Below are 13,200 nucleotides of genomic sequence, written 5' to 3'. Positions count from 1 at the left end.
ACTAATTTATAAATAAACTAAAGAGAAACTAAATAAAAAGAAAAATATACAGTTTGAGTACTGTTTGGAGGAATAAAGATGGAATTAATTAAAAGAGAAGATATAAGAAATATTGCCATAATTGCCCACGTTGACCATGGTAAAACAACTTTAGTAGATGCATTGCTTAGACAAAGTCACACATTTAGAGCAAATGAAAAACTAGAAGAAAGAGTAATGGATTCTAATGACTTAGAAAAAGAAAGAGGAATTACAATTCTTTCAAAGAATACTGCAGTAATTTATAATGACATAAAAATAAACATAGTAGATACACCAGGGCATGCTGACTTCGGTGGAGAAGTTGAACGTGTACTTAAGATGGTTGATTCAGTTTTACTTGTTGTTGATTCTTATGAAGGACCAATGCCACAAACTAAATTCGTTTTAAAGAAATCATTAGAACTAGGACTTAGACCAATAGTTATAATCAACAAAATAGATAAACCAAATGCTAGACCAACTGAAGTTATTGATGAAGTATTTGACCTATTTGTAGAACTTGGAGCTAATGATGAACAGTTAGATTTCCAAATTATTTATGCATCAGCTAGAGAAGGCTTTGCAAAATATAATGTAGATGATGAAAATAATGATATGACTCCTATATTTGATACGATAGTAAAATATGTTGCACCACCAGAAGGATATATAGATGAACCACTTCAAATGTTAGTAAGTACATTAGATACAAATGCATTTGTTGGTAAAATCGCAATTGGTAAAATACATAGAGGTACAGTGAAGAGAAATCAAACTGTTACTTTATTAAAGAACGATGAATCAAAAACTAATTACAAAATAACTAGTATATTCACATACAAGGGATTAAAAAGAGAAGAAGCAGAAGAAGCTTCAATGGGAGATATAGTTGCAGTAAGTGGTGTTATTGAGGCTAATATAGGTGATACTATAGCGGATTCTTCATCACCAGAAGCATTACCATTCCTTGAAATAGATGAACCAACATTAAACATGAACTTCATGGTTAATGATTCACCATTTGCTGGTCAAGAAGGTGATTTTGTAACATCAAGACATTTAAGAGATAGATTAATGAAAGAACTTGAAACAAATGTAAGCTTAAGAGTAAAAGAACTTACTCCAGATTGTTTTGAAGTTTCAGGAAGAGGAGAACTTCATCTTTCAGTTCTTATTGAAACAATGAGAAGAGAAGGATATGAATTCCAAGTTTCAAAAGCAAATGTTATATTTAGAGAAGTAAATGGCCACAAGGAAGAACCAATTGAGTACTTAACAATTGACGTTCCAGAAGAATTTATGGGACCAGTTATGGAAAAGCTAGGACCTAGAAAAGCTGAAATGGTTAATATGACATCTGCAGTAAATGGATACACAAGATTAGAATTCACAATTCCAGCTAGAGGTCTTATTGGATTTAGAAGTGAATTAATGACTGATACAAAAGGAAATGGAATTATGAATCACGTATTCCATTCGTATGAAAAATACAAAGGTGAAATTCCAGGAAGAAGCAGAGGATCAATAGTTTCATTTGAAGCAGGAGATTCAATAGCATATGGATTATATAGTGCTCAAGAAAGAGGACAATTATTTATAGGTGCTGGTGTTCCAGTATATGGTGGTATGATTGTTGGGGTTTCTGCAAGAGCAGAGGATCTTGAAATCAATGTATGCAAAATGAAGAAACTTACTAATACAAGATCATCAGGTGCTGATGATGCATTAAAATTAACTCCGCCAGTTGAAATGTCTCTTGAACAATGTTTAGAATTTATTAATGCTGATGAATTAGTAGAAGTTACGCCAAAAAATATAAGAATGAGAAAAAGAATACTAGATAGTGCTGAAAGAAGAAGAATGATTAGCAGAAGTAAGAAATAATTTGCTGAAAGTACTTTAAATATTGAATAAAATAAATATAATTAAAGTAAATGGTCTTAATTAGGCTATTTACTTTTAATTATATCTAGGAGAAAGTTTATGAGCAAAAATAAGTCTTTAAAAAAAGTAATATTATTGTCTATACTTTTTTTATTTGCAATATTAGTTATTTTTATAATATCCTATAATCAAGCTATTGAAAAACCACTTAAATCTAATGAAAATACGATTATAATCGAAGTAAAACAAGGTGAAGGTTTTTATGAGATATTAAATGAATTAGATAATGAAAAGAAATTATCAAGTAAATTTTTGCTTAGATTGAAGTTGAGTATAGATAAGAGAAATATAGAACTAAAAGAGGGTATATATGAAATAGATACCAATACTACATTTGAAAATTTAATAAGCTCATTAGAAAATAAAGCTGGAGATAAAGATTTAGTTAAATTAACAATACCTGAAGGCTACTCAGTAGAAGATATTGCTAAAACAGTAGAGGAAAATGGTATTTGTACTAAGGATGACTTTTTAAATGCTGTAAAAAATTATGAGCTACCTAGTTATGTACAATCTAATAATAAAAAAAGATATAATCTAGAAGGATTTTTATATCCAGATACATACTTGGTTGAAAAAAACTCTGATGCTAATAGTATCATTAAACTTATGATAAGCAGATTCGAGGAAATATTAAAACAAGTGAAAGATGAGGCTAAAGTTGATATAAAAGATGAAGATGTGGAAAGAGTAATTACAATAGCCTCAATGGTAGAAAAGGAAGCGAGAATTCCGAAGGATAGACCATTGATCTCATCAGTTATTTATAATAGATTAGAAAAAGATATGAAACTTCAAATTGATGCAGCGGTAATTTATGCTTTAGGTTATCATGTAGATGTAGTATTAAACAAGCATTTAGAGGTAGAGTCACCTTACAATGTATATAAGTATAAAGGATTACCTGTTGGACCTATAGCAAATCCAGGAATAGATTCCATAGAGGCTGCAGTAGCTCCGGAAAAAACAGATTATTTATATTACATATTGCAAAAAGACGGATCTCATTATTTTACTAATGATTATAATGATTTTTTAAGCAAGAAAAAAGAATTAGGCTATTAGAATGTTGGAGGAAATTTATGAGTGAAATTACATATGACTATATGGAAGATTATATTAGAGGATTAATTCCACCTAGAGAGGGTACCCTTAAGGAGATAGAGGATTTTGCAAGAGAAAATGGTGTGCCTATTGTTCAAAAAGAAACTGGTGTTTTTCTTGAGTTTATGACTAGTTTAAAAAAACCAAAAAGAATACTGGAGCTTGGAACAGCAATAGGATTTTCATCAATATTGATGTATCAATCTTCTGGGACTGAACCAGAAATTATAACCATAGAACGCGATAAAAAAATGATAGAATTAGCAAATGCTAATTTGGAGAAATTTAATTTAAGTCATAAAATCAAAATTGAGGAGGGCGACTGCTTAGAAGTACTTGAAAAGTTAGATGAACCTTACGATTTGATTTTCATGGATGCAGGCAAAGGACATTATAATCATTTTTTACCTCATTGTTTAAGGTTGCTTAAAAATGATGGTATAATAATAGCTGATAATGTTTTGTTTAGAGGAATGGTAGCATCGGAAGAATTAGTGAAAAGAAGAAAAATAACAATAGTAAAAAGAATGAGAACTTATTTGGAATTAGTTACTCAAGATAAAAACTTAATTACATCTGTTATACCTATGGGAGATGGAATTGCAGTTACTAAGAGGAGGTAAATTAAATGATAAGACCAGAAATTTTAGCACCAGCAGGAAATTTAGATAAGCTTAAGATAGCCATAGATTTTGGAGCAGATGCTGTATATCTTGGAGGAAGTAAATTAAATTTAAGAGCATTTGCTGATAATTTTACTAATGAGCAATTAAAAGAAGGGGTTGAGTATGCCCACGATAGGAATAGAAAAGTTTATGTTACAATGAATGTTTTTCCTCATAATGCAGATTTAACTGGGGTTGAGGATTATATAAGAGAATTATATGATACAGGTGTTGATGCAATAATAGCTTCAGATCCAGCAATAATTGCAACAGCTAGAGAGGTTGCTCCAAATTTAGAAATCCATTTAAGCACCCAAGCTAATAATGTTAACTGGAGAGCAGCAAAATTTTGGTATGAGCAAGGTGTTAAGAGAATAGTAATGGCTAGAGAGCTTAGCTTAACTGAAATAAAGGAAATGAGAGATAATTTGCCAGAGGAATGTGAAATTGAGGCTTTTGTTCATGGTTCAATGTGTATAAGTTATTCAGGTAGATGTTTAATCTCTAACTATATGGTTGGAAGAGATGCTAATAGAGGTGCCTGTGCTCAAGCATGTAGATTTAAATATCATTTAGTTGAAGAAAAGAGACCAAATGAGTTTTATCCGGTTTATGAAGATGAAAAGGGAACATATATAATGAACTCTAAGGATTTATGCATGATTGAGCATATAGACGAAGTAATTAAAGCTGGAGTCTATTCCCTTAAAATTGAAGGGCGAATGAAGAGTTTATATTATGTTGCAGCTGTAGTAAAATCTTATAGGCAGGCTGTAGATGCATATATGAAAGATCCTGATAATTTTAAATTTGATCCAAAATGGATGGAAAATTTAAATAAGGTTAGTCATAGACAGTACCATACAGGATTTTATTATGGGCAAACTGGTGAACAGGTATATGAAGACTCAGCGTACATAAGACATGCAGATATAATTGGAATTGTAAGAGCATATGATGAAGAAACTAAAATAGCAACCATTGAGCAAAAAAATAAAGTATTAAATGGAGATACGGTAGAAATTTTAAGACCAGAGGGAGATAATTTTGAAGTTGTCCTTCATGATATGACAGAAGAAAATGGAACTCCAATTGATGCAGCAGCAAGAGCGAAAATGGTATATAGAGTAAGAGTTGACATACCTTTAAAGGTTAAGGATCTAATAATTAAAGATAAAGAATAATATTTATGCTTATTAATTTACTAAGAAATTTGAGTATAGATATATATCATATACATTGAATAAAACACCTTCTTTAAGGCTAGAATTTAAGCTAAAGGGAGGTGTTTTATATTTTTACTGAAAAGTTTTATAGAAATAAAAGATTAGTACAAATTTTATCTTTATTCGTTACAGTGATAATGATTTTAACAACACGTTTATCAATATTACAGCTTTATCCATCTGAAAGGGTTGTTAGTTCATATCAAAATCATCAAGAAGAAAATATCAGCGATATGAATTATATGATTCTGGATACTAATGGTAAGGATTTAATGAAATATGATAAAAAATATGTACTTGTGATAGATACCCGTCCATTCAGTTTAAATAATTATGAAGAAACACTAGAAGACTTAATGGCTTTAAACTTCATTATGAAGTCTGAAAATCCTGAGTTTAATTATACAGATATAATGAAGCAAAGTGGTAAAATATATTATAATATTTCGGAAGATACTTATAACAAAATAAATAATTTAAAAAATATAAAAGGAATATATACTTATGTTACAGATAAGGTAGATATTAAAAAGGCATGGAGCATCAGTAATATGTTTTCGAAAATATTAGATGATGGCCATGAAGCTGGATCTCTTGAGGGGCAATTATATGATTATTTAAAAGACAATGAAAAACCTAAGAGTGAATTCTATTTAGATAGTAAAGCAGTATATGCAAAACAATCTGTAAGCGTAAGTGACAGCAATAAAAATTTACAGTTAACAATAGACAAGGATATAGAGGATAAAATAAGAGAAGTTTTAGATAAAAACGATTATTCTTATTTAAGTAATATAGGTGTAAGTGTAATGGAATCTGATACTGGAAAAATAAGAGCTATGGTCCAAAAAGATGAAAGTGCGGCTAATATTAATTTGGGAATCCAACAAATTGGTTATGAACCAGGATCTATTTATAAAGTAATAACTCTTGGAGCAGCTCTAGATATGGGCCTGATAAATATTAGTGATACTTTTGTGGGAACTGGAAAAATAGATAAAAAAGTGTATGGTAAATTAACAGTAGAACAAGCATTTGAAAAATCTTGTAATGATATATTTGCAGAAATAGGATCTAAGGTTGGATATGAAAAATTAATGGAGTATTCAGAATCACTAGGATTATATAATAGGGTGTTAAATTTAAATAGCGGAATTATAAATGAAGCTAAAGGAGTAAAACCTGAAGAAAAGTCAGGAATAAATAATATATCTATAGGACAATGCATGAATGTAACTCCAGTGCAAATGTTAGGAGCTATAAATGCTATAACTAACAATGGAGTTTACGAAAAACCTTATATAGTTGAAAGCATCTTAGATAAGGATGACAATGTGATAAAAGAATTTAAAAGTGATAAAAAAAGAATATTTAGCGAGACAACTGCGAAATTAATTCAAAATGCTATGAGACAAGTCGTTATAAAGGGTACAGGTATAAAGGCATATTATGGCGATTTAGATATAGGTGGTAAAACCGGCTCTTCGACAGGTAGTGATGGTCAAACCCATGGATGGTTTGCTGGGTACTTTAGTATAGGAGAAAAAAAATATACAATGGTAGTCTTTACTCCGGATATACAATCATTAAAAAGTACAGATAATGAAGATTTAGGTGGAGGTGACACAGCAGCTCCAATATTTAAGGATATAGTTAAGAAATTGAATATGAGAGAATAAAAAAATACTTGATTAGATGAAAAATAATTTTATGGTAGTTAGCAATAAAAATAATTTGGTATAAGCAACTTTTCTGAAATATAAACATATTATAATATCAAGCACTGCTGTGGAGGAAAAAGGTGTTTATATTAAATAACTTTATAGAATTATTAGTTAATTCATTTTTGTTGCCCGGGTATATTACTAATAGCAATACGTTCCCGCTACCATTAGATGAAACTGAAGAACAAATGTATTTAAAAAAATTTAAGGAAGGGGATAAAACAGCGAAGAGCATTTTAATCGAAAGGAATTTAAGACTAGTAGCTCATATAGTTAAAAAATATTCATTCCCTAATAAAGATGTAGATGAATTAATTTCCATTGGCACTGTTGGGTTGATAAAAGCAATTGATTCGTTTGATGCTAGCAAAGGTACTAGGCTTGCTACGTATGCTTCCAGGTGTATTGAGAATGAGATTTTAATGCTATTTAGAAATAACAAAAAACAAAAAAGTGAAATATATCTTCAAGATCCTATTGGAGTTGATAAAGAAGGCAATGAATTTTGTTTAATGGATATATTAAGTAGTGAAAAAGATTGCGTATTAGAAAAAGTTGAAAGCAATTTACAAGTTAGAGCTTTATATAAGAAATTAGTAGAATCATTAACAAAAAGAGAAAGCGCTATCTTAATAATGAGATATGGATTAATAGATGGAAAATGTAAAACTCAAAGAGAAATAGCAGTAAATCTAGGTATTTCTCGTTCATATGTATCAAGAATAGAAAAGAAGGCTTTAAAAAAATTGAAAAAGGAGTTATTCACAAGGAATTAAATCCATATATACTTAATAATTTCTTTTCAAAATCTAAAGTAATGTTTTGGAAAGTGAAAATGGTAAATATAATCAATTTATACTATAAAGAAATATTGACATACTTAGAAAAAGGGTGCTATTTTTAATATAGTACCTTATTTTTGTATAATATACTGGTTTTTACTTTTGATGTGTTAGAAGTTAATCATAATATTTGTAAATAAAATGCTTCATAGATGGCATTTTAAAATGATTTTAAAGAAGTAGAATGATTATTAGAGATAATAGGAGGATATACAGTATAATAAATATTGTTCGAGAATAAACTATGAACAAATTAATAATTCATTGCAAATAATGATAACATGCTAGAAAGCCTATTATTTTTAGAACGAATCTACAAGATGCAATAAGTAACATATCGATAAGTAATTATAAAAAAGATGAAAAAGAGTATATAAAAAATAATAATAGTATTCAAATAAAAGAGGAATTTTGATAAATATGTTGAATATATTGCAATTAGTAGATTTTTTTCTGTATAGAAGGGAAAGACTTAATTATGCAAAAAGATATAATTACATCTATAGACTTTGGCAGTAAGAAATTATCAGCTACTTCGGTATTTCGTGGAAAAGAAGAGCTTGAAATATTAGCAGTTAAATCATGTAAATCAACAGGTATAGAAAAAGGCTTACTGACAGATGTTGAAAAGTGCAAGAAGAATGTAATAAATTTATTAGCTGAATTGGAAGAAAAAATTAAGAAAGATATTAAAAGTATAACTATTGGAATCTCTTCTAATAAAGCTAGAATCACTGAAACAACTGTCTTGATTAACTTAGATGAAGAAAAAGTAACAACTCAGGATATAGGTAAAGCGATAAAAAAAGGACGACAAAGTGTAATTATTAGTGAAGATGAATCTATAGTGGATGTACTGATTAACTTCTATATGCTTGATGGTAAAGTAATACATAAGGATATACTTAATTGGAAGGGAAGGAAACTTGAGTTAAATCTTACTTTAGTTATAGCAGATAAAAAAGAAATTCAAAAGTATTATAAATTATTTGAAGGTACTAAATATAATATAGAATTTATAAAGTTAAATATATTAGCTGGAAAGCAAATATTTTTAAATGAAAAAAATTCTATAGGTGATATAGTTTTAGTTGATATTGGAGCCGGAATTACAGAAATAGCCTTATTTAATAATGGTGTTCCTAAAAATATCATAAGTATTCCAATTGGTGGAAACAATATTACTAATGATTTAGCTATCTGTGGAAACTTTTCCTTTTTGGAAGCTGATAATATAAAAAAGATTTATGCCAGTAATTATAAGTCTTTATATGAAGACAATTCTATTCCAGATGAAATTGAAGTGGGAACTATTAAAGTATCTAAAAAATTATTTTATGAGGTAGTAAACGCTAGGATAGAAGAAATATTAAGCCACATTAATATGAAATTAAAAAATACTGGTCATTATGATAGAATTTGTAGTATAATTCTATATGGGGATAGTATTAATTATTTCGAAGATATAAATGAAATCGTTCATAAAATTTTTACAGTAAAAACTAAAGTAATAACCAAAACAGATTTGGGAATGAAGAATTCAGAAAATATAACTTCTTTAGCAATAGCAAAGGAAGTATATGATAGATTAAATTTATTAGAGGATAAAGTTATAGCTCCAACTAATAAAAATAATGATAATAAGGTAAATAACGAAAAAGAACATTTACACAATAATGAAGGTAAAAATCATATATTAAAAAAAGTTAAAGTTTTTTTTGATAAGATTTTTTAAGGGGAGGAATTGTTTTGTTAGATTTTGAGACAGATATGCAGGAATTAACCAATATAAAAGTAATTGGTTGCGGCGGCGGTGGAAGTAATGCCGTAAATAGAATGATAGTTGAAGGATTAAAAAATGTTGAATTTATTGCAATAAATACAGATAAGCAAGCTTTAATGCTTTCAAATGCAAATCAAAAAATTCAAATTGGAGAAAAATTAACTAAGGGATTAGGTGCTGGAGCAAATCCTGAAATAGGAAAAAAGGCAGCTGAAGAGAGCAGAGAAGAAATTACTGCTTCGATAAAAGGTGCTAATATGGTATTTATTACTGCAGGTATGGGTGGCGGAACAGGTACTGGTGCTGCGCCAATTGTTGCTGAAATAGCTAAATCTATGGATATATTAACTGTAGGTGTAGTTACTAAACCATTTCCTTTCGAAGGAAAAAGAAGAATGAGACATGCTGAAATGGGTATAGCGACATTAAAAGAAAAGGTTGATACTTTAGTTATTATTCCAAATGAAAGATTACTAAATATGGCAGACAAGAAAACAACATTATTGGATTCTTTTAAATTAGCTGACGAGGTATTAAGACAAGGTGTACAAGCAATTTCTGACTTGATTACAATAACAGGTGTAATTAACGCTGATTTTGCAGATATTAAAGCAGTAATGCTTAACAAAGGGTTAGCTCATATGGGTGTAGGATTTGGTAAAGGAGATACTAGAACGCAAGATGCTGTTAAACAAGCAATATCTTCACCACTTCTAGAAACATCGATAGACGGAGCAACAGATGTTATTATAAACTTTACTGGAGGAGCAGATCTTGGAGCTTTAGAAGTGTATGATGCTGCGGACGTAGTTCGTGAGGCTGTAGACCCTGATGCAAATATAATAGTGGGAGCTGTAATTGACGAAACTCTTAGTGAAGAAATAAGAATTACAGTTATAGCAACGGGTTTTGAAAGTGAAAATAATGGTGTTAGTTTGAATCATATTGTTGAAGAACCAAAGAAATCTCAAGTAAAAGAAGTTGTTAAGGAACAACCAGAAGTGGCTGTAGATATAAAAGAACCTGAAACAAGTTCTAATAATTTTGAACCTGATGATTTGGATATACCTGTTTTCTTAAGAAGACAAAAAAGACATTAACATATAAATTAAATTGTATTGTTTCAAAATAATAAAAAAGAATGAAATTTTATTTCTGAATAATAGAAAATTTATATTTTCTTTATCAGAATTTAAAATTTCATTCTTTTTTTGATTAGTTAGTTTAGACTGTAAATACACATAAGATTAAATATGAAAATAAAATGTGAAATTAATCAGCTAAAATTTTGTTATACTTATTTCTAGTATTTTATGTAAGATAAAAGAATATATTTTTATACATAAAGTTAGTTTTAATTATAAAAAAGTAAACAAAAAAATAAGATGTAAATATATGTAAAAAGTTTAATTAAAAAAACAAAATTATTTAATGTGATTGTGACAAATTTTTGAAGCAAACAAGTATATAATAAAATCCAGATAGACTGGAGGAAATCAAAGATGGAAATTTATGCTGACGTTTTAATTTTTGAAAATTTTATAGTTAACTTCTTTTTATTGACTATAACTATGAGAAGCTTAAAGCGAAAGTGTAAAATAATTTCGTTAATAATTTCTAGTCTTATAGGTGGAATATATACTTTAGTTCTAATTATTCCTAAATTAAATATACTGGCTTCTCTACCTTGTAAACTAATTGTAGCAATAGCAATGCTTAGATTAGTGTATGGAAAGACAAATGTTTTTAATATGATTAAACTATTAGTTATATTTTTACTTATCACATGTGCTTTAAGCGGAATATGTTTTTTATTCTCATTAAATCAGAATTTCTACTTAGTAGGAAATGCATTTAAAATTGAAAAGTATTCTATTAAATATATTATGCTCGGACTTATGATAATATATATAATTTTTAGTAGAGTTGTTGATTATTTAAAAGACAAAATATTTACTAGCAATTTTATTTTTAAAATCGAGTTTGAGTTTCAGGGAAAACAATATGGCTTTAAAAGTTTTTTAGACACTGGAAATGAATTAAGAGAACCTATTACTCATCTCCCCTGTATTTTAATTGAGGAAGATTTAATAGGTGATATGAACTTTAATGAGAGAAACACATATCATATACTTTATAGTGCAATTGGATATGGGGGAGATCTTAAAGGTATAAGAGTTAATGATATAAAAATTAAAAATAAAGACCGTTTATATGGAAAAATAGATGCAATAATATGTCCATGTAAAGAGAAACTAAGTAAGGAACATGAATTTAATGCGTTATTATCAAGAGGAGTAGTGTATGAGGGGGATAATTATGGAAAAGTTAATTCTGCTGTTTAATAAATTAATATGTAAATTTAAGTTGTTCAGAAAAAAATTATATTATGTTGGCGGAAATGATGCTCTGCCACCACCATTATCTAAGGATGAAGAAGAAGAATTAGTGAATAAACTAAATGATGGTGATGAGAATATAAGAAGTATATTAATTGAAAGAAATTTAAGATTAGTTGTCTATATAGCCAGAAAATTTGAAAATACAGGTGTTTATGTTGAAGATCTGATATCAGTTGGGACTATAGGCTTAATAAAAGCTGTAAATACTTTTAATCCTGAAAAGAAGATAAAGCTGGCAACATATGCATCAAGATGTATAGAAAATGAGATACTAATGTATCTAAGAAGAAATAGTAAAATAAAAGCTGAAATTTCATTTTATGAACCTTTGAATATCGATTGGGATGGGAATGAACTTTTATTATCTGATATCTTAGGAACTGAAAACGATACTGTGTATAATTTAATAGAAGATGAAGTTGATAAACAGTTACTAATCATGGCACTTAGAAGCTTAAATGAGAGAGAAAAGGAAATTGTACGCCTTAGATTTGGGCTAAACGGGACAAGAGAAAAGACACAAAAAGAAGTTGCTGATATGCTTGGCATCTCTCAATCTTATATTTCTAGATTAGAAAAGAAAATAATTAAAAGATTGAAAAAAGAAATAAGTAGAATGATTTAGCTTGTCTTTGAGTATAAAAGTATTGCCTATCGGAGATAATGTTTAATGCAATGGATTATTACTTTCGAAGGGGTGAATACTTGTGATAATTAACAAAGTAGAAATATGTGGCGTTAATACTTCAAAACTCCCTATACTTAAAGAAAAAGAGAAGAAACAGCTTTTTCTACAGATGAAAGCTGGCGATAAAAGTGCAAGAGAAACTTTTATAAAGGGAAATTTGAGATTAGTACTTAGTGTAATTCAAAGATTTAACAATAGAGGAGAAAATATAGACGATTTATTTCAAGTTGGCTGTATAGGTCTAATGAAATCTATAGATAATTTTGATTTATCTCAAAATGTTAAATTTTCAACTTATGCAGTTCCAATGATAATTGGGGAAATAAGAAGATACCTAAGAGATAATAATTCTATCAGGGTAAGCAGGTCATTAAGAGATATTGCTTATAAAGCTTTAATAATGAGAGAAAAATTTATAAAAGATAATAATAAGGAACCTACAATTTCCCAAATAGCTAAGGAACTTGAATTACCAAGAGAAGAGGTAGTATTTGCTTTAGATGCAATACAAGATCCAGTATCATTATTTGAACCTATTTACCATGATGGAGGAGATGCCATATATGTAATGGATCAAATAAGTGATTCAAAAAACACAGATGAGCATTGGTTAGAAAATATTTCTATTAAAGAGGCAATGAAAAAGCTTACCGATAGAGAAAAACTAATATTAAATTTAAGGTTTTTTAATGGAAGAACTCAAATGGAAGTTGCAGATGAAATTGGAATTTCACAAGCACAAGTTTCAAGATTGGAAAAAACAGCTTTAAAACATATGAGGAAACATGTGTAGAGGTTATA

At 28.8% G+C, this 13,200-nt stretch carries 11 protein-coding genes; all 11 read left to right on the top strand.

Features of this window, described 5'->3' with window-relative positions:
- Positions 1 to 78: 78 nt before the first annotated feature.
- The 11 genes from typA (at position 79) to sigG (ending at position 13,192) form a co-directional block, all read left to right on the top strand.
- On the top strand, positions 79 to 1,905 hold the full coding sequence (gene typA / locus COL3_RS01135; RefSeq protein ID WP_008424952.1) for a translational GTPase TypA: 1,827 nt from the start codon (positions 79 to 81) through the stop codon (positions 1,903 to 1,905).
- A gap of 99 nt (positions 1,906 to 2,004) precedes the next feature.
- The gene (mltG, locus tag COL3_RS01130; RefSeq protein WP_008424951.1) at positions 2,005 to 3,030 is read left to right on the top strand and encodes an endolytic transglycosylase MltG; all 1,026 of its coding nucleotides are present in this window, start codon (positions 2,005 to 2,007) and stop codon (positions 3,028 to 3,030) included.
- A 17-nt stretch (positions 3,031 to 3,047) separates the two neighbouring features.
- Positions 3,048 to 3,692 (top strand): O-methyltransferase, encoded by a 645-nt coding sequence (locus COL3_RS01125; protein ID WP_008424950.1) that lies wholly within the window; start codon positions 3,048 to 3,050, stop codon positions 3,690 to 3,692.
- Positions 3,693 to 3,697: 5 nt separating this feature from the next.
- Positions 3,698 to 4,918 (top strand): U32 family peptidase, encoded by a 1,221-nt coding sequence (locus COL3_RS01120; protein WP_008424949.1) that lies wholly within the window; start codon positions 3,698 to 3,700, stop codon positions 4,916 to 4,918.
- A gap of 179 nt (positions 4,919 to 5,097) precedes the next feature.
- On the top strand, positions 5,098 to 6,639 hold the full coding sequence (locus COL3_RS01115; protein WP_242982082.1) for a penicillin-binding transpeptidase domain-containing protein: 1,542 nt from the start codon (positions 5,098 to 5,100) through the stop codon (positions 6,637 to 6,639).
- A 122-nt stretch (positions 6,640 to 6,761) separates the two neighbouring features.
- A complete protein-coding gene (sigK, locus tag COL3_RS01110; protein WP_008424945.1) occupies positions 6,762 to 7,460 on the top strand; it encodes an RNA polymerase sporulation sigma factor SigK in 699 nt (232 codons plus the stop codon).
- A 544-nt stretch (positions 7,461 to 8,004) separates the two neighbouring features.
- The gene (locus COL3_RS01105; protein WP_008424944.1) at positions 8,005 to 9,261 is read left to right on the top strand and encodes a cell division FtsA domain-containing protein; all 1,257 of its coding nucleotides are present in this window, start codon (positions 8,005 to 8,007) and stop codon (positions 9,259 to 9,261) included.
- A gap of 14 nt (positions 9,262 to 9,275) precedes the next feature.
- Positions 9,276 to 10,409 (top strand): cell division protein FtsZ, encoded by a 1,134-nt coding sequence (gene ftsZ / locus COL3_RS01100; RefSeq protein WP_008424941.1) that lies wholly within the window; start codon positions 9,276 to 9,278, stop codon positions 10,407 to 10,409.
- A 402-nt stretch (positions 10,410 to 10,811) separates the two neighbouring features.
- A complete protein-coding gene (locus COL3_RS01095; protein WP_008424939.1) occupies positions 10,812 to 11,654 on the top strand; it encodes a sigma-E processing peptidase SpoIIGA in 843 nt (280 codons plus the stop codon).
- Positions 11,629 to 12,336: an RNA polymerase sporulation sigma factor SigE gene (gene sigE / locus COL3_RS01090; RefSeq protein WP_035283581.1), complete on the top strand. Its 708-nt coding sequence runs from the start codon at positions 11,629 to 11,631 to the stop codon at positions 12,334 to 12,336. The genes COL3_RS01095 and sigE overlap by 26 nt, the downstream gene beginning before the upstream one ends.
- An 82-nt stretch (positions 12,337 to 12,418) precedes the next feature.
- Positions 12,419 to 13,192, top strand: a complete 774-nt coding sequence (gene sigG / locus COL3_RS01085) for an RNA polymerase sporulation sigma factor SigG (protein WP_008424936.1) — start codon at positions 12,419 to 12,421, stop codon at positions 13,190 to 13,192.
- Positions 13,193 to 13,200: the final 8 nt, after the last annotated feature.

It is taken from the genome of Clostridium sp. LS, assembly GCF_002760435.1.
GTDB lineage: Bacteria > Bacillota > Clostridia > Clostridiales > Clostridiaceae > Clostridium.
The sequence above is the reverse complement of the archived record's forward strand: the minus strand, read 5'-3'. Positions and strand labels throughout refer to the sequence as shown.